Annotated in this window: 17 protein-coding genes and 2 tRNA genes; 14 read left to right on the top strand and 5 right to left on the bottom strand. The window is 27.0% G+C overall.

The genetic code is table 11. The features are described from left to right. From T324_RS16700 to T324_RS18030, 5 genes are all read left to right on the top strand, one after another. A partial coding sequence (locus tag T324_RS16700; RefSeq protein ID WP_038375020.1) for a radical SAM/SPASM domain-containing protein occupies positions 1-940 on the top strand: 940 nt, incomplete at its 5' end. Continuing rightward, positions 940-1,932 carry a radical SAM/SPASM domain-containing protein gene (locus tag T324_RS0104115; RefSeq protein ID WP_028329091.1) on the top strand — a complete coding sequence of 331 codons (993 nt, stop codon included), beginning with the start codon at positions 940-942 and terminating at the stop codon, positions 1,930-1,932. The genes T324_RS16700 and T324_RS0104115, both read left to right, overlap by 1 nt. 7 nt (positions 1,933-1,939) lie before the next feature. Further along, entirely contained in the window at positions 1,940-3,238 is a 1,299-nt protein-coding gene (locus T324_RS0104110; RefSeq protein WP_028329090.1) for a class I SAM-dependent methyltransferase, read from the top strand. A gap of 188 nt (positions 3,239-3,426) precedes the next feature. Beyond that, positions 3,427-4,230 carry an FkbM family methyltransferase gene (locus tag T324_RS17680; RefSeq protein ID WP_051436787.1) on the top strand — a complete coding sequence of 268 codons (804 nt, stop codon included), beginning with the start codon at positions 3,427-3,429 and terminating at the stop codon, positions 4,228-4,230. A gap of 7 nt (positions 4,231-4,237) precedes the next feature. Continuing rightward, on the top strand, positions 4,238-4,387 hold the full coding sequence (locus T324_RS18030; RefSeq protein ID WP_156920145.1) for a hypothetical protein: 150 nt from the start codon (positions 4,238-4,240) through the stop codon (positions 4,385-4,387). Positions 4,388-4,551: 164 nt separating this feature from the next. Here the strand turns inward: T324_RS18030 and T324_RS0104095 are convergent, their stop codons facing one another. Next, a complete protein-coding gene (locus tag T324_RS0104095; RefSeq protein ID WP_028329089.1) occupies positions 4,552-5,466 on the bottom strand; it encodes a DUF4340 domain-containing protein in 915 nt (304 codons plus the stop codon). 293 nt (positions 5,467-5,759) lie between these two features. Between T324_RS0104095 and T324_RS0104085 the strand changes: the two genes are divergently transcribed. The 3 genes from T324_RS0104085 to T324_RS0104075 all read left to right on the top strand — a co-directional run bounded on the left by T324_RS0104085 (position 5,760) and on the right by T324_RS0104075 (position 7,740). Next, complete coding sequence (locus T324_RS0104085) at positions 5,760-6,041, top strand: Bor/Iss family lipoprotein (protein ID WP_028329087.1); 282 nt, start codon at positions 5,760-5,762, stop codon at positions 6,039-6,041. A gap of 62 nt (positions 6,042-6,103) precedes the next feature. Further along, the gene (locus tag T324_RS0104080; RefSeq protein ID WP_028329086.1) at positions 6,104-6,739 is read left to right on the top strand and encodes a hypothetical protein; all 636 of its coding nucleotides are present in this window, start codon (positions 6,104-6,106) and stop codon (positions 6,737-6,739) included. 2 nt (positions 6,740-6,741) lie between these two features. Next, a complete protein-coding gene (locus T324_RS0104075; RefSeq protein WP_028329085.1) occupies positions 6,742-7,740 on the top strand; it encodes a hypothetical protein in 999 nt (332 codons plus the stop codon). A 120-nt stretch (positions 7,741-7,860) separates the two neighbouring features. On the opposite strand, the gene ruvX is transcribed toward T324_RS0104075, so the two are convergent. Then, on the bottom strand, positions 7,861-8,277 hold the full coding sequence (ruvX, locus tag T324_RS0104070) for a Holliday junction resolvase RuvX (RefSeq protein WP_028329084.1): 417 nt from the start codon (positions 8,275-8,277) through the stop codon (positions 7,861-7,863). Between the two features lies 1 nt (position 8,278). After that, positions 8,279-9,511, bottom strand: a complete 1,233-nt coding sequence (locus T324_RS0104065) for a peptidase U32 family protein (RefSeq protein ID WP_028329083.1) — start codon at positions 9,509-9,511, stop codon at positions 8,279-8,281. Positions 9,512-9,659: 148 nt separating this feature from the next. Between T324_RS0104065 and T324_RS0104060 the strand changes: the two genes are divergently transcribed. The 6 genes from T324_RS0104060 to groL all read left to right on the top strand — a co-directional run bounded on the left by T324_RS0104060 (position 9,660) and on the right by groL (position 13,819). Then, positions 9,660-10,550: a hypothetical protein gene (locus T324_RS0104060; protein ID WP_028329082.1), complete on the top strand. Its 891-nt coding sequence runs from the start codon at positions 9,660-9,662 to the stop codon at positions 10,548-10,550. Between the two features lie 44 nt (positions 10,551-10,594). Beyond that, the gene (locus T324_RS0104055; protein ID WP_028329081.1) at positions 10,595-11,530 is read left to right on the top strand and encodes a hypothetical protein; all 936 of its coding nucleotides are present in this window, start codon (positions 10,595-10,597) and stop codon (positions 11,528-11,530) included. Positions 11,531-11,581: 51 nt separating this feature from the next. Further along, a tRNA-Met gene (locus tag T324_RS0104050) sits at positions 11,582-11,654 on the top strand. 34 nt (positions 11,655-11,688) lie between these two features. After that, a tRNA-Met gene (locus tag T324_RS0104045) sits at positions 11,689-11,762 on the top strand. Between the two features lie 20 nt (positions 11,763-11,782). Next, positions 11,783-12,001, top strand: coding sequence for a 30S ribosomal protein S21 (gene rpsU, locus T324_RS0104040; RefSeq protein ID WP_245580622.1), 219 nt, complete (start codon positions 11,783-11,785; stop codon positions 11,999-12,001). A gap of 186 nt (positions 12,002-12,187) precedes the next feature. Then, on the top strand, positions 12,188-13,819 hold the full coding sequence (gene groL / locus T324_RS0104035; RefSeq protein WP_028329079.1) for a chaperonin GroEL: 1,632 nt from the start codon (positions 12,188-12,190) through the stop codon (positions 13,817-13,819). A 92-nt stretch (positions 13,820-13,911) separates the two neighbouring features. On the opposite strand, the gene uvrB is transcribed toward groL, so the two are convergent. Next, positions 13,912-15,966: an excinuclease ABC subunit UvrB gene (gene uvrB / locus T324_RS0104030; RefSeq protein ID WP_028329078.1), complete on the bottom strand. Its 2,055-nt coding sequence runs from the start codon at positions 15,964-15,966 to the stop codon at positions 13,912-13,914. 127 nt (positions 15,967-16,093) lie between these two features. Then, the gene (locus tag T324_RS0104025) at positions 16,094-19,273 is read right to left on the bottom strand and encodes an efflux RND transporter permease subunit (protein WP_028329077.1); all 3,180 of its coding nucleotides are present in this window, start codon (positions 19,271-19,273) and stop codon (positions 16,094-16,096) included. Positions 19,274-19,350: the final 77 nt, after the last annotated feature.

Below are 19,350 nucleotides of genomic sequence, written 5' to 3'. Positions count from 1 at the left end.
TTTAGAAACACCTTTCATAATTTTTATAGACCCTTCTGATAAATGTAATTTCAAATGTAAGTTTTGTCCTACTGGTAATACAGAACTTATGAAAAATACTAATGGCAGAAACTTTGGTGCTATGGATTTTAATTTATATAAAAAAATTATAGATGATTTACAACAGTTTGAAGGAAAAGTAAAAGTAATAAGACTTTATAAAGACGGAGAACCACTGCTTAATAAGCATTTTTCTGATATGATTTCATATGCTAAAAAATCTCCTAAAGTAGACAGAGTTGATACTACTACTAATGCTTCGCTTTTAAATAAAGATTTATCTTTAAAAATTATAGAAGCAGGGCTGGATAGAATAAATATATCTATAGAAGGTATGAACTCAGAACAGTATTTGGACTTTTCTAAAGTAAAACTAGATTTTAATAAATTAGTAGAAAATATAGCTTTCTTCTATGAAAACAAAAAACAATGTGAAGTAATAATCAAAATTAATGGTGACATTCTTACAGAAGAACAAAAGCAGGAATTTTATAATATCTTTGGAGAAATAGCAGATGGAGTGAATATCGAAAGTGTAATGTCTTGCTGGCCAGAGTTTGAACTTGATGGAATAAATGTAAATATGAATAGAGGTTTATTTGGGCAAGAGATAAAAGAAGTTATTGTTTGTCCGTATGTATTTTATTCTATGTCTATTAATTCCACAGGTCTAGCTAGTGCTTGTTATTTGGACTGGGAAAGAAAACTCATTATAGGTGATGCTAATAAAGAAACAGTGAAAGATATTTGGAATAGTAAAGATATGAATGATTTGAGAAAGCTGTTTTTAAGAAAAGAACGTAAATCTCATCCAATATGTAAGGACTGTGGTCAGCTTACTCATGGTATGCCTGATAATATTGATGACTATGCTGATGAGTTATTGTATAAGGTAAAATAATGGCAATAAAAACTAACTGGATAGAAAGAAATAATAGGAATTATTTAAAAGATGTATTACCATTAAATACCCCATATTCTATACAAGTAGAAACTATAAAAGCTTGTAATTTTAGATGTAATTATTGTGCTTATTCATCTTTAAAAATAGAGCCTTATATAATGCAATTAGATGTATTTAAAAATATTTCTAATTCTTTATGTAAGTTTCCAAGCAAAATAAAGAATTTTGTTTTTTCTGGACTTGGAGAACCTTTGATAAATAAAGATATATTTAAAATGATATCTTTAATAAAAAATACTGATCATGTAGAAAATACTACAGTTTTAACTAATGGTTCTTTGCTAAATGAGAATAATATAGATAACATATTAAATACATACATAGATGAAATAAGAATTTCATTGCAAGGTATAACAGAAGAAGATTATTATAAAATATGCGGGTACAAAATTAATTTTAAAGAATTTGTTGATAATATAGAATATTTATATAAAAATAGAGGAAATACTAAAATAGCACTGAAAATAGCAGATATAGCTATAGATACAGAAGATAAACAAAAAAAATTTTTTGAACTATTTGAAGATAAAGCAGATTATTTAATCATACAAAAAATTTCTCCATTACAAAATATAGTCAACTATACTGATATAATAAGTGATTATTCTAAAGGTGTATATATAGAAAATAAAACAAATTGTTTAGTTTGTCCTCAGCCATTTTATAGTATGCAGATATTAGCTGATGGAAGAGTTGCTCCTTGCTGTTCTCTCAATTTAGATAGCCCAACAATAGGTAATATAAATTCTAAAAATATATATGATACTTGGAATGACAATAAATTAAGAGATTTAAGAATAAGAATGTTGAAAGGAAATAGAAATTTAATAGGTGGATGTAAAAACTGTAATTATCCTGAATTCCAATATAACAAATATGATTATATAGATAATTATAGAGAAGAATTATTAACAAAATATGAGGAGTGAAACTATTATGCTTAGATATTGTCCTGTATGTAATAGTAATGAACATAATAATCTAATAGAAGTTAAATTTCCTGATAATAAAAAAATAACAGGACTTCCTGAAATATACAATATAACAGAATGTTCAAATTGTTATTGCATATACTCCAGATTTGATGCTAGTAAAGCAGATTTTAATTATTATTATAATAATAAATCTACATATGGAAATACTTTCGCAAGTGGTGGAGAATATACAAAAGATAGAATTAGTCAATATACTTATATATCTGATTATATATCTAATTATTTTAGTAAAGATGCCTATATTTGTGATATTGGAGTTGGATCAGGTGGTTTATTAATAACTTTAAAAAATAATGGTTTTAACAATATATTTGCTATAGAGCCTTCTAAAAAGTGTAATGAAATATTATTGGAACATGGTATAAATATTATAAATATAGAAGATATAGAAAATTATAATCAAGAATATTATGGAAAATTTGATTTCATTATATTATCCCATGTATTAGAACATATGTGGAATGCCAAAATGGTGATGCTAAATATTTCTCTATATTTAAAAGAAAATGGAATGATTTTCTTAGAAGTACCAAATTCTAATAAGTATATTGAATTTTATCAATACCCGTATCATTTTTTTAATTATGAACATATAACGCATTTTACTTATACATCAATTTATAATTTAATAAAAATACTTGATTTACAAATAATAGATTCTATGGAATGTTTAAGTTTAAATTTTCCATCTATTAGATTTATTATCAAAAAAAATAAAAAAATTATGCAAAAGTCAAATAATAATGAATTATACAAGTATATAGAAAAATCTAAATCTTCAAATAGAATTATAGAAAAATTTATATTTTCACATGAAAAAATTATATTATGGGGTATAGGTTCTTCAAGTTTACAATTATTATCATTAGGATTAGAAAAATGTAATATAGTTAATATAGTAGACTCTTCACCAACAAAACAAGGAAATTATATTTTAAATTATAAAATCAATTCACCTGATAGTATATTTGATTATCCAGATGCTACAATATTAGTTTTGCCAAGTGTATATTCACTTCAAATTATGGAGCAAATAAAAGAAATGGGATTAAAAAATAAAGTTAAATTTTTAACAGACAGACAGACAGACAGACAGACAGACAGACAGACAGACAGACAGACAGACAGACAGACAGACAGACAGACAGACAGACAGACATGTAAAGAATACATATACTTAAATAATAATATATTAACAGATAAATTACAAGCTATGCGACAATATTATAATGCCGCATAAACTTTTTATTTTTTATAAAAGTAATTAATATAAAAAATTATAATATTAATATCAAAGGATAACATTATGAATTTTAATATTCGAAAAATATATCATAACGAAATTAATAAAATTAATAATTTAATAGATAAAAATACAAGAATAGCTTTTTTGGAGCTGGAGCATATGGTAAATTATGCCTATCATATATGCAAGAAAATAATTACAATGTTGTATGCTTTATAGACAATGATAAGAATAAACAAAACTCATATATAGAGAACATTCCTATTATATCTATGAATACTACATTTGAGTATGATATTATATTAATAACATCATTTTCTATTAATATAATAGATGAAATATTAAAATATAAACTGGATAAACCAATAATATCATTTAATAAATGGTTTATTTTCAAAAATATTGATTTATTTACTGAATTAAGAAATATTTTATATGATGATAAGTCAATAAAAGTACTTGATTCATTATTATATTCCAAAATAGAGAATGATAATAAAGTTATATATAATATTTATGAAGATAAACAATATTTTGCTATACATAATTTTTTATGTTCTAATTCTAATTCTAATTCTAATGAAATATTTTTAGATGCAGGGGCTTATGTTGGGGATACAGTTGAAAAATTTATATATAGTATGGATGGAATATTCGATAAAATATACGCTTTTGAGCCAGGTGAAAAACAATTTAAAGCGCTTGAGTATAGAACAGATAGACTTATAAAAGAATGGTCTATAAATAAAAATAATATCATTTTACAAAAATATGGATTATCAAATTATAATGGGGAAAGTTATTTTAATGAAACAACCCAAATAGCTATTAATGCTATAAGCAAAATAAATACAAATAATAAAATAGAAGTAAAAACTATAGATAGTTTCTTAAATGGCGATTCAATAACATTTCTAAAAGCTGATATAGAAGGTGAAGAATTAAATATGTTTAAAAGGAGCAGAAAATACTATAACAAAATATAAACCTAAAATGGCTATATCTGTTTACCATAGACCTGATGATTTATTAACAATACCAAAATTTATTAAAGAACTTGTTCCAGAATATAATTTAGCATTAAGGCATCATTCTGTAAAATTATCAGAAACAGTTCTATATTGCTGGACAGTCCAGTATTAATATGTAGAGAATACATATATCTTAATAATAATATAAGAATAATAGAAAAATTACAACCTATGTTTCAAGATAAACTTGCAGCATAGTTTTTTTATAGGCAAAAAAACTATTACATGTAAATATATTTTGTTAAATATAAGTTAGGATTTATTAATAAAAATTAATCATAAAATCTTATTAATAGCTTCAGCAAAATTATTAAAAGAAGCTTCAGATAAATAGTATCTATTGCTGTCATTTTCTAATGTAATTTCATAGTTTCCATTATCCATTTTGTTTAGAATGCTATATGATAAAGCAGTACCTTCTGTTGTTTGTATAGTTATTTTGTATATAGGCTGATTTTTAGATGCATTATTATCGTCTATTAAACCGTCAGCTTTTAAGTTAGCCATTAGAAATACACTTGAATAGGCATCATTTAAAGAAATTGTGTTATTATTCCATGCTTTAACCCAACTGTTTTCATCATCTTTTGATTTTTCTAAAGTGTATGAGTTATTATTATATTTAATAGTTATTTTTTGTATATTATCATGGCGTACAGAAGATATTGTCTTATTTATAAAATCATTTTCAGTTTTATCGAATGCATCTTTAGGATTTGAAGATGTATTTCCAAGTAAATATATGTTTTTATCATTTCCTATTTGTCCGTAAACAGTGTTTCCAATAGTAGATTTCATTCCAAACTTTATATTTCTAACCTCTTTTGAAGAGCTGTCCAATGCTGTAACAGTTAATATTTCATCATCAGATAATTTATATTTCTGTAAGGCTTCAGCATCCCCTCTTGAAACTATTTCTACAGGCTGTATAGTATTTAATATATTAGTAATAGATTCTATTATAGAATTATCTGCATTATATTTGTCATTTATAGTCCATTTATCATCTGTTAATTTTATTGATATATTTTCTTTATTTGCTCTGTTTATTGTAATCTCTGTTATATTTGAGTTTATTGCTTTTAAATTAGGTAATGAATATCCTTTATTTTTTAAGAATATAGTCGTTATTAATATTACAGTTAAAATTATTATTATAGATATTAAAATGGTATATTTTTTATTTATCATTTAAATATTTTCCTTTTTCTAATGATACATTATACTAAAAAAGATATAATTGTAAAGTATTTTAATTATAAAAACAGTATTTATTAATAATAGTAAATTCAAATTATTAAAAAATAATATATCATTTTTAACCATAAAAATTCTTTTAATATAAAAAATCTCTAATTTACTGTATATATCACCATATTCATATATATAGTGCATTGTTTTTTGATCCTCTTTATATGTTTAACATTTTTTGTCTCTGAATATAAAATTAAGATATTAATAAAAAGGAGAGAGCAAATGAAAAAATGCTTGTTTTAGTATTTATAGTTGCTTTGTTTGCTACATTATGTATAGCACAGCATAAGCACGTAGTTGGAAATGGTCCTCAAACAGGAGTATCAGTATCAAGAAAACAGTGGTATGCATTATGGGGATTAGTTCCAGTTGGTTTTGTTGATACACATCAATTAGCCGGAAATGCTCAAAACTATGAGATATATACCAGATCAAATGCTGGCGACTTTTTCTTAAATCTTTTAACTGGAATAGTATCTTTCACAAGCAGAACTGTAACAGTTACAAAGTAAAAATCAATCATAATTTCATGAGGGCTATTATAATTTAATAGCCCTAAAATAAACGGATGTATATGAATAAATATTTATTAATTTTAACTACTTTACTATTTGTGTTATTTACAATAAGATGCCATGATAAAAAAGATGGTATTACAGATAATAGTTTATCTTCTTATGATTCTAAATATATCTTTTCAAACAGGGATATCACTTTTAAAAACCTTGAATTGGAGGAAGATAATAATTCAATAAAAAATACTAATGAATATTCTGTTACAAATGTTGGAGTTAGATTTTCACCTCCTATAAATTGTATAAGATTATCAGATAAAGAGAAAGAAGATATAATATCTCAAACAGGATATGGCAAAGATTATTTTTATACAGACAGTATGTTTATAGATGAAAAAATCAAAATAACATGTTTGGCTGCTTATATGAAAAAAGATGATTCTTCATTGGATAATTTCATTAGCTTTATTAGAGCTATGAAAAATGGTAATAACTTTACAGAAGAATATTATATAATAAATGGCAGAAAGAATATTCAATTTAAAATCAATATGGATAATAATACATTTTTATTGTATACAATTTTTGAGTCTAAAAATGATTATTATTTTATATTGAATTATACTTTTCCAGTATCCTATTTACAGGATTCAGTTATTAGAATAGGAAATTCTTTAAATTCAGTTAGATTTTAATTATGAAATATAAATTTATAATATTATTAATATTAATATTTGCAAGTGAATTATATTCTCAAAGTAATTCATTTAAAGATAGAATGGATTTGCATTCGCATGAAGTAAAATCTAAATGGAGCTTTAATCCTTTAAGAGTTTACGATACTGATAAATATTTGTACGGCTGGCTTGACCCGGAAGTTTATAACTGTAAATATTGGATAGGGGATATATTCAATGTGGATGAGATGTATAATAGAGGAAATTACCGTTTTGATAAAATGTCATTTTTTCATCAGCCGAGTTTAGCTACCGAAATAAATCCTGTAGTATTTGATTATAAAGACAAGCATAGATTCAAAATAGGAGTGGGTTTTTTAACACAATTTTTTTTATCAGTTTATAATCCAGACTATAAAATATTTTATGGTGAAAGTTTATTCTATGGTACCTATATGCAAGTAGAAATGTACTTTGATTATATATACAATGAAGTTTTGAGATTTAGATTTACACCAATACGTTATATATGTACCCATATAGGAGGCGACATATTAGGAGATAATGAACTTTATGATAAAAATATTGAGGAGTTTAGAGATTCTAGTATAGAGTTAATGCATTTTTCTCTTCATTATAAATATGGCTATTTTACATTTTATGGAGGATTATCATTTGCTATGACTGGATTTGATGAATCTAATTTTATAAATCTATTTGGAATGTATTACGGTACAGATTTTAGATATCCATTATGGGGAGAAATAAGTTTAATAACAGGTTTTTATTTAGGTGCAAGCTATGACAGAATTAATACTGTAGAGAGAAAAAATAATATGGATGGATATAATATAATAAGCAGTTATGATAAATGGTTTCCTTCAATTTCAGTTGGTATAGGTATAGAGATTTATAGATTTGTAATAGGTGTAAAATATGAATATATGCGTTCAAGACAATTATATTCATATAGGAAAATGGAAAACAAATTGGGTTTGGAAGTATCTCTTTTCTTTTAATTTACTTATTTGAAAACTTATTATATACTTTTTAATTATGATTGATTAATGATAAAATAATACAAAGCTCTTTATTAATTTTTTAAATTAAAACACTATAATAATTAATTTAATTTTTTATTATAGTGTTTTATTTAATGTATTTAAATAATTTTCTAATATTAAGACAGCTGCAATTAAATCATTAGCCTTTTTTTTAACATTTTTCTTTTTACCTCTAAGTATAAAGTCTGCTTCCTTAGAAGTTCCATACTCATCAACAAATATAATATTAACTTTTACACTTTTTAAAAGAAATTCAGAAAAACGCCTTATCTCAGAGCACCATTCGTTTTCTTTGCCTTCATCAGATAAAGGAATCCCAAAAACAACAGTATCTATTTTTTTTTCTTCAATTATATCCATCAAAGCACGCTTTACTTTTCTAGCATTGCTTTCCTCTATAAGTCTGCATGGAAATGGAATTTTTATTTCCATGTCCATAAAAGCAGTTCCTGTTCTTTTTCTTCCAAAATCTACACCAAGTACAGTTCCCATATTATTCTTCTATTGTTATTATATCGTATTTTTTGAAATCATGAGCACCAGATTTTATATAAGCATTATCTATGTTTCTGATATTATCAACTTCTATAAATTCATTTTCTTCTGTTTTTATAAATAGTTTAAATCTGTTATCATTATGATTAATGAAATCTTTTCCTATGTATACTAAATTATCACCGTTTTTTATAGTGTTGTATACTGTAATTTTTGCATATTCTTCGCTATCATCAGCAATCATACCCATAAGTCTTCTGCCTTTTAGATAACCTTTAAGTGTTGGTTTTATATTATCTCTTCCGAAATAGAATCCTGTATCGCTTTCTCTTCTGCTTATTGTGTCAAGCTCTTTCAAGTAGCTTGCTATAGGCTCTTTCTTTATTGCTTCAGGATATGATTCATAACCAATTCTATCAAGTAAGTCTAATAATACTCTATAAACTCTAACTGTATTTGCTACATAATAAACACTTTTCATTCTTCCTTCTATTTTAATAGAGTCAATTCCTGCTTTTTGAAGTAAATGCAGATATTCAGCCATTTGTAAGTCTCTGCTGCTTAATATCGTAGAATGATCATCTCCTTCTTCTATCTCCATAAATTCTCCAGGTCTTGTTTTCTCTTCTATATATGTTTTGAAATTCCATCTGCAAACCTGAGAGCATTCTCCTCCGTTAGCATCTCTATTGTTTAAAAAGTTAGAAAGAAGACATCTTCCCGAATACGACATACATACTGCACCATGCACAAAACTTTCTAATTCTAAATCAGTATTTGCTCTAATCTCTTTTATCTCATCTAAAGAAAGTTCTCTAGCTAATATTATTCTGCTCGCTCCTAGACTTTCATACATTTTGCATGAATAGCTATTTGTAACAGAAGCCTGTGTGCTTATATGAATAATAGCTTCAGGTATTGTTTCTTTTACTATTCCAAGTACTCCTAAATCAGATACTATGAATGCATCTATATTTAAATTTTGTATTTCTTTTAGATATGCTTTTAAATTATCTTTATCATATTCATGCAGGAAAGCATTTAAAGTTAAATACATTTTTTTATTTAACTTTTTAGCAAGTTCGGCACATTCAGCAAGTTCTTCTATGGTTGTGTTTTTACTTTGATGCCTTAAATTAAATAATGCTCCTCCTATATAGGCAGCATCAGCTCCGTAATGATATGCTACTTCTAATTTTTCTTTATTTCCAGCAGGTGCTAAAAGTTCCATCTTATAATATATCCTATTAGTTTTATTTCAATCATTCTATATTAAAATCTATAAAAAGTATATATCAATTTAAAATTATTACATATACTATTATTTTTAAATATATTGTATAATATATTTAAATGAAATTTACAATTTGGGGTTGTTTATGGATGCTAAAGAGATAAAACATTTAAGGGATGAGTTATTTAATGGTGAATATTCAAATATATTAAAGCCATTATCAGCTGGTAATACTTTCTTAGCTAGATCTACATTAGAATCTTATATAAGAGAGTTTACATCTAAAAGAAAATTGCATGCTATAGAATTATTCACCTCTGAGAATTCAAAATTAAATTATGAGGATGATGGAAGTGTTTTGAGAGTTATAAAAGAATTAATAGATAATAAAAATATATCAGGTATTGAAAGTATTGATTTTGATTTAACAGCTAATAATGCTCTGCTTTATGGTGATTTTGTAAGGTTTATTTATGCTTTTTATTTTGGAGGTTATAAAGAAGAACTTAATTTATTAGTGAAAAGTGTGTATGAGGCTATTTCAAAAATATCTCATAATTTAGTAAGTAATTTTCTTGATACTAATTATATTAATAGAGTGAGTATAGTTATAACTTCATCAATATATAGAAGTATATTAGATGTATTATCTGATTTTTCAGAAATTGCAGGGGATGCAAGATCTAGGGCAGAAGTCATGTATTATAAAAGTTATATTACATGCAATGTTATGGCTAATTACAGAGGTTTGGTTGGTCCTGATATGATAAAGACGGGATTGTGTTTTGAAGAGATAGAAGATTTTGAAAAAGCAGAAAATATATATGAAGCTATTATAAGTGATTTTGAATGCGTATTATCAGGTATTACATATAAATTTGATACTTATGACCCAAAAGATAAAGCAGAGGATTATGTTTCTCTAGTTTCATTGTGGCAGGCTTGCGATGGTATAAATAGAATAGAAAATATTAATAAATATGATGCTAAAATGGAAGCTATAGAAGAAGCTATAAAGAAGCTTAATACTATATAAAATTTCATATTGATATATAAGCGTTTTTGTGTTAATATACGTACATGTTCAACAGATTTGATATAAAATTGTTTGATAATATAAATGTGCTGAAGGAATTGGCTAAAACTTGGCATGCATATTATAATTTCAGAATGTCTTGTTTATCATTAAAAAATTCAGAATATCTTTTAAGTATATTATCATTGATACTTAATCCTGCAAATCATTATGAATATAAAGATATTGGCATGATATCATATAATATTTTGGAAGAGTATCATTCTAAACATAAAGAATTTGCCATATTAAAAGAATTTTTAGATTCAGAATATAATTCGGTAATATTTTCAAAGATAGTCAGTTTATTAGAAGGCAGAGATGTAGCTATTGATAAAAGTTATGATGAAGATATTAATTATATAGATAATTTGGATTTAGATCCAATACTTAAATTATTAGTATATCAAAAAATATCTTATGAATATGTAAAAGATTACCAAAATAGTTTTATAATATGCAGAGTTATATTTAATATATATTCTTATAAATTAAAATTATTAGATACTCCAATATTATATCCATATCAATTTTTTAAGTCTACTATGTATGATTCATCTAATGAAGAATCTATAATAAGATATTTAAAATTTTTACGCGGTATATGCTTGTATGCTGTAGATACTATTAGTTTTGTACATAAGAATTTATCAATATTAAAAAACAGATTATTACTAAATAAAAATTTTAAGAAATTAACAGATTCTAATGTATTTTCTATTATTTTTATAACTCCTTATATAAGAATAGTAGATTTAATGAATATGTTTGATTGGAAAAGGGATAAGGCGGCAAGGTTATTATCAAAATTGAGAGAGGAAGGATTATTTATAGAAACAAAGGCTAAAAAAGAAAAAATATTTTTTAATAAGTATATAATAAGTTTATTTGAATCAGGAGAAAATATCAAACCGGACGAGTTTTTGAGTAAGTTTGTATAAAAACACTTGACATTTTTTTTAAAACATGTAGAATAGATTAAACATTTATATCGCGGGGTGGAGCAGTTGGTAGCTCGTTGGGCTCATAACCCAAAGGTCGTAGGTTCAAGTCCTGCCCCCGCTAATAGCCGAAAAATAGTTTAGGCTTATTGTTTTTTGGCGGCGTGGCTCAGGTGGTTAGAGCATGCGGCTCATATCCGCAGTGTCAGGGGTTCAAATCCCTTCGCCGCTAATATTTTTATAAAAAGGCAGGTGAGTTACTTGGTACGTGTTTTCGCTAATGAAGGTGAGCAAATAGAAAGCGTTATTAAAAGATTCCGTAGAGCTTGTGAGAATGAAAGTATTTTACAAGACTTAAAAGAAAAACAATTCTACAAAAAACCTTCTCTTGAAAAGAAACTTCAAAGAGAAAAAGCTCTTAAAAGAATGAAAAGAAAAATTAAAAAAGAACGCAGACTTGGTTTGCTTTAATTTTCATCTATCTTTTTATATAAAAGCATTGATATTTCATTATATCAATGCTTTTTTAATTTAAGTATTGCATACTTGAAAATATTTGTATTTAGTGTATAATTGATACAATTTTAAAATGAAATAATTTTAAAAGTTTAATATGTTAATAATTTTTATTTATAATATTTTAAGGAGAGAAAAAATATGGCAGCAAAACAGCTATTATTTGATGAAGAAGCTAGACGTGCCCTTATGCGTGGGGTTGATGCTTTAGCTAATGCCGTAAAGGTAACTTTAGGACCTCGTGGACGTAACGTTGTTATAGACAAAAAATTCGGTCCTCCTACTATAATAAATGATGGTGTAACTATCGCTAAAGAAATAGAATTAGAAGATCCATTTGAAAATATGGGTGCTCAAATAGTTAAAGAAGTAGCTACTAAAACTAATGATGTTGCTGGTGACGGTACTACTACAGCTACAGTTTTAGCTCAAGCTATGGTAAAAGAAGGTTTGAAAAATGTAACTAGCGGTGCTAATCCTATGCTTATTAAAAGAGGTATAGAAAAAGCAGTTAATGAAATAGTTGCTCATATTAAATCTGAAGCTAAACAAATTAAAGGTAAAGAAGAAATTGCTCAGGTTGCTACTATTTCTGCTAATAATGATAAAGAAATTGGTACTTTAATCAGCGATGCTATGGACAAAGTTGGTAAAGAAGGTGTTATTACTGTTGAAGAAGCTAAATCTTTAGAAACTAGCCTTTCATTAGTTGAAGGTATGCAGTTCGACAGAGGTTATATTTCTCCTTATTTCGTAACTAACGGAGACAGTATGACTGCTGAATTAGAAGATGCTTTACTTCTTATCTATGATAAAAAAATATCTAATATGCAGGAACTTCTTCCTATACTTGAAAAAATAGTACAAACTGGAAGACCATTCTTAATTCTTGCTGAAGACATTGAAAATGAAGGATTAGCTACTTTAGTATTAAACAAAATGAAAGGTGTTTTAAAAGTTTGTGCTGTTAAAGCTCCTGGTTTCGGCGACAGAAGAAAAGCTATGTTGGAAGACGTTGCTATTCTTACTGGCGGACAAGTTATCAGTGAAGATTTAGGTATGAAGCTTGAAAATGCTACTATAGAACAGCTTGGTAAAGCTAAAAAAATCACTGTAGATAAAGAAAATACTACTATAGTTGAAGGTGCTGGAAGCAAAGCTGATGTTCAGGCTAGAGTTGCTACTATTAAAAAACAAATAGAAGAAACTGACAGCGATTATGACAGAGAAAAATTACAAGAAAGATTAGCTAAACTTTCAGGCGGTGTTGCTGTTATCAATATAGGTGCTGCTACAGAAGTAGAGATGAAAGAGAAAAAAGCTAGAGTAGAAGACGCTTTATCTGCTACTAGAGCTGCTGTTGAAGAAGGTGTAATTCCTGGCGGCGGTATCACTTACTTACATGCTCAGCACAAATTAGAATCTTTAACTGTAGAAAATCCTGATGAACAAGTTGGTGTTAATATAGTTAAAAGAGCTATTGAAGAGCCTATAAGAATGATAGCTACAAATGCTGGTTTAGACGGTTCTGTTGTTGCTATTGAAGCTAAAAAACAAAAAGGCAATATGGGTTTCAACGCTCTTACTAATGAGTGGGTTGATATGTTAAAAGCTGGTATTATTGATCCTGCTAAAGTTTCAAGAAGTGCTTTACAAAATGCTGCTTCTATTGCCAGCCAAGTATTAACTGCTGAAGTTATTATTACTGATATACCTGAACCTGAAAAACCAATGCCTCCAATGCCTGGCGGCGGAATGGGCGGTATGTATTAATAAATAGCCTGTTTTATATTAGAATAAAAAATTATAATATAAATAAAAAAGCCTCAGTATTATTACTGGGGCTTTTATTTTTTTACTAAAAATTACTTTTTATGTTGTTTTCCATTAGGATTTTTGGAAGTTACGTTTTTATGAACATTTTTCTTTTGAGGTTTTAATTGTTTTAGTTGATTTATTTTCTCTCTTATTTCAATAGCCTTTTCAAACTCTAAGCTGTCAGAAGCTTTTTTCATTTCTTTTTCAAGCTCTTTTATATAATCATCACTTTTCTGCTCTGGATCGATTTTTACTCTTTCATTGAATCGTCTGAAATCAAAATGAAGTTCATAAGATGTTTCAACTTTTTCTTCTCGTTCAATTATATCCTGTATCTTTTTAATGATTGTTTTAGGAGTTATATTATGTTCTTTATTGTACTCCATTTGTATATTTCTTCTTCTTTCCGTTTCTTCTATAGCAACTCTCATAGCATCGCTTATACTGTCAGCAAACATTATAACTCTGCCGTTAGCGTTTCTTGCAGCACGTCCAATAGTTTGTATTAGGGTAGTGGTGTTCCTTAAAAAACCTGTTTTATCAGCATCAAGTATTAATATGAGAGATACCTCAGGTACATCAAGTCCTTCTCTAAGTAAGTTAATACCTACAAGTACATCGAAAGCACCAAGCCTTAAATCTCTTATTATTTCAACACGTTCTACTGTTTGTATATCAGAATGCAAATATCTTGTTCTTACTCCATTTTCATTTAAATATTTTGTAAGATCTTCTGCCATTTTTTTTGTAAGAGTTGTTATGAATATTCTTTCATTATTTGAAACAGTCTTTTTTATCTCTTCAAGTATTCTGTCTATTTGTCCGTCAATAGGGTATACTTCTATAATTGGATCAAGCAATCCTGTAGGACGAATTATCTGCTCTACAACCTGACTGCTTTTCTTTAATTCATATTCTGCAGGAGTGGCGCTAATATATATAGTGTCATTGGTAAGTTTTTCAAATTCTTCAAAAAATAATGGCCTGTTGTCAAGTGCTGAAGGAAGTCTGAAGCCGTACTTTACTAAAGTTTCTTTTCTGCTTCTGTCTCCGAAAAACATTCCTCTAATCTGAGGCACACTTACATGCGATTCATCTATTATAGTTAAAAAGTCTTCAGGAAAATAGTCTATCAAACAAGCAGGTCTGTCTCCTTCTTTTCTTCCTGATAATGGGCGTGAATAATTTTCTATACCGGCACAATATCCAACTTCTCTAAGCATTTCTAAATCATATTTTGTTCTTCCGTATATTCTTTCTGCTTCTACTAGTTTTCCCTCTGATTTGAATTTATTATACTGCTCTTCAAGTTCTTCTTCTATTAATTTTATACCTGCTGCTAATTTATCTCCTCCTGTAACGAAGTGCTTTGCCGGATATATAACAACTCTGTCCTGTTCTGCTAATTTTTGTCTTGTTATAGGATTTATTTTCATTATACGTTCAACAGTATCTCCGAAAAATTCAACTCTTATAACTTCATCAGAATATGCACTCATTATTTCTAAAGTATCGCCTATTACTTTAAATCTCGCCCTTTCAAGTACATCTTTTACACGTTCATATTGTATTGAAACCAATTTTTCAATTATTTCATCTCTGTCATACTCACCGTCTTTTTCTATTGAAATATATAATTTTCTGTAATCTTCAGGAGAACCCAAGCCGTATATACATGAAACAGAAGCCACTATTATAACATCTCTTCTTTCAAGTAATGATGTAGTTGCTTTAAGTCTTAATCTGTCAATTTCATCATTAACAGAAGCATCTTTATCAATATATAAATCCTTTGCAGGAACATAAGCTTCGGGCTGATAATAATCGTAGTATGAAACGAAGTATTCAACAGCATTGTTTGGAAAAAAATCTTTAAGCTCTCTGTAAAGCTGAGCCGCCAAAGTTTTGTTATGAGACATTACTAGAGTAGGGCGGTTAGCTTTTTCTATAACATTTGCTATAGTAAATGTTTTTCCACTTGCTGTAACTCCCAAAAGAGTTTGATATTTATTTTTATTTTCTAAACCTTTTACTAGAGATTCTATAGCTGTTACTTGATCTCCAGAGGGTTTGAAATTTGATTCTATTTTAAAATTTCCCATACTTTGAATTGTACTTTCCTTATGAATAAATATAATAATACATCGAAATTGTATACTATTTTAACTATAGTATATAATATTTTTTATTTTAAGTATAGTTTTATTTTTATAGTGAAAAATAAAACTATTATTTCAATTTTATTAATTTAAAATCTATTGCAATCATAAAGACACATGGTAAAAATATTAAAGTTATAAGTGTAGAAAATATCAAACCATAAGCCAAACTCATAACTATAGGTACTATCAAGTCAGCACGTCCTCCTATACCGTACACTGTAGGAAGAAGTCCGCCGACAGTTGTTATAGTTGTTAAAAATATTGGAAGAAGTCTTTGAGTTGCACCTTCTACTATTGAATTGAATGCAAATTTCTTAGGGTTATTTAAAGCATCTGGATTTGTTTTTCCTGATTCAATTATCTTATTTATTAAGTCTATCATTATTATTCCGTCATTAACAAGAACTCCGCATAATCCGACTATTCCTATAAATCCTATAAATGACATAGGCATACCATGTACATAAAATGCTATAAATACTCCAGTTAATGTAAATGGTATCAAAAACATTATCATTAAAGGCTGAATAAATTTCTTGAATTGCAGTAACAGTATTAAATATATTAACACTATGGCTATTAATAATGTAGCTGTAAGTCCGTCTAATGCTCCTACAGTTTGGTCAGCTTCACCGCCAAAACCTATTATTATACCTGGATACTTTTGACTAATATCTTTAAATTTATTTTGTATTGCAAACATAACCTGTATTGATGTATTTTTACCTTGAATTAAATCGGCTGTTATGGTTATACATCTTTGTCCATTATAGTGTCTTATAGCAGATACTCCGTTTGTATTGATTATATTGGCAACATTTTTTAAATATAAAAGTCTATTATAAGTATTTGGTATAACTAGATTATTCAATACATTAGTGTCAAATATATAATTTCTATCCAACTGCACTCTAAAATCTAATCTGTAATCTAGTTCCTGAATATATGTAGCAACTGTTCCGCTGTATGCAGTTCTTAATTCGTTTGCAACATTGGCAACATTCATTCCTAATTGTGCTATTTCATCATAATTGAATATAACTCTTAATTCATCTTTTCCTATTTTATCATCATCATAATAATTTATTACTCCGTCTAAGCTAAGCAAATAAGCTTTTACTTCATCTCTAACTTTTCTAGTTTTTTCTATATCATTTCCTACTATTTTTATATCTACTGCTTTTCCAGGATCCATTGGAAGTTTAACAGATACCATTAAAGCATCTAATTCCTTTCTTAAACTTGTTTTTTCTATCTCCGCATTTATATCATCCATTATATCATATGCTGTTTTTTTTCTTTCTGTTGATGGTATTAGATAAACTGTTATACCAGCAAGATTCGCAGATTCCTCTGAAATATCAACTATGTTTTGATTTACTTGTTTTCCTACCACACTATTAACTGCAATTAAGTTCTCAGGATCAACTGATTTGTATATTATATTTTCTATTTGTTCAACGTATTTCATTGTATTTTTGATAGAATTTCCTATTCCAGAGTCAATATTTATCATTATACTGTCAGAGCTTGTATCATATATAAGTATGAATTTCTGCAGACTTTCTTTAGCCAAAAAAAATGAAAATATTAAAAGAACTACAAAAAATAAAACGACTAAATATCTGAATTTTAATAATATTTTTAATGCCTTATTAAAAGGATTTTTCATTGCATTAAAAAGTTTTTCTTTATCGAAATCTAATGGATTTTTAATATTCTTAAAAAAATTAAATTTTGAATTTTTCTTTGTTTTGTCCTGCAAATTGTTAGGGAGAATAAATATTGCTTGAAATAAACTAGCAAGCAAAGCTGCAACTACAACTTTAGGAAAAGGTGCAATTAATTTACCTACAACATCTTTAGTTAAAAGCATTGGTATAAAAGCAACAACAGTAGTCATTGTAGCAACCATTATAGGACTTACAACATCTCTTACAGCTTCAACAGTTCCTTCTAATCCTGTTTTTCCTGATTTTTGAAAATCATATATGTTTTCGCATACTACAATACTATTATCAACAACCATTCCTATAACAGTAATTATTCCAGCAAGGGATATTATATTAAATGTTAATTCAGAAAAATGTATATATGAAAATGTTATAAATATTACAACTATCATTCCTATGCTTGTGAACAATGCACTTTTGAAATCTAAAAATATTATTAGAACTATTAATATTATTATAAAGCCGAATATTAAATTGCTTGTAGCTACATTAGTTAATGCTAATACCATTCTTGAAGTCTCTCCCATAGTGGTAACTTCTACATTTTCAGGTATTAGATTTTTATTATTTTTTAGAAATTCATTTATGTTTTCTGTTGTTTTAACTATATCAGCATTTTCTTTTTTCAGTATATTTAATGAATATCCTTCTACACTGTTTATTCTTACATAAATAGATTTTTCAACAAAACCTCTATCTACTTTTGCCAAATCTTGTATTCTTACCCTTTGTCCATTAAAAGTGGAGCGTACTACAACATTAGTAGCTTCAATAGGGTCATCAAATTGTCCCATTGTAACAACAGTTTTTTCTTCTTCATTTTCTTCTAAATCCATGTATAAAGGTTTTTTGAAATCTCCGCTTGTTGCTCTTATATTTCTTGCTGAAAGAGAATTGACTATATCTGTAAGAGATATATAATATTCCTGCAATTTTTTAGGGTCTGCTAATATTTTTATTTCAGGATCCGTTCTTCCTTGAACTCTTATATCAGCAACTCCGTCTACATATTTTAATTGTCTTTCTAATTCTTTACTAAAATCATATAAAATCTTTTCATCTCCATTATATCCTTTCTTAAAATGAATGCCTATATTATATATTGGAGTTAATTTTGGGTTTATGTCTGTTATTTCTATGGTTTCGACTTCTTCCGCCATATCAGGTACACTTTGCATTTTTCTGAAAATATCATCTTTAGCTTTACTTGTATCTATTTCCATATCTAATTGTACAAATATTATAGCAGCATTTTCTGTTATTATTGATGTAAATTCATCTATACCAGATATAGTTCTTAATTGGTCTTCTATTTGTATAACAGCATTTTGTTCAACATCTAATGGAGATGCCCCAGGATATACAACTTGCAAAATCATTAATTCTAAATCAGTAGATGGGAATGATTCTTTATCTATATTATAATATGAATATAAACCTAGCATAATGGAAACAAATATGATAATGTTTACAAGCATTCTATTATTAGCAAAAAAATATATTAAATTTTTCATAGTATAAAAAATCTCTAAATAATTATTCCTATTAAAATAGTATAATAAATTTTTGTATGAATTTATACCTCTTATTA

Origin of the sequence: Brachyspira alvinipulli ATCC 51933, assembly GCF_000518245.1 — a bacterium.
GTDB classification, from domain to species: Bacteria; Spirochaetota; Brachyspiria; order Brachyspirales; family Brachyspiraceae; genus Brachyspira; species Brachyspira alvinipulli.
The sequence above is the reverse complement of the archived record's forward strand: the minus strand, read 5'-3'. Positions and strand labels throughout refer to the sequence as shown.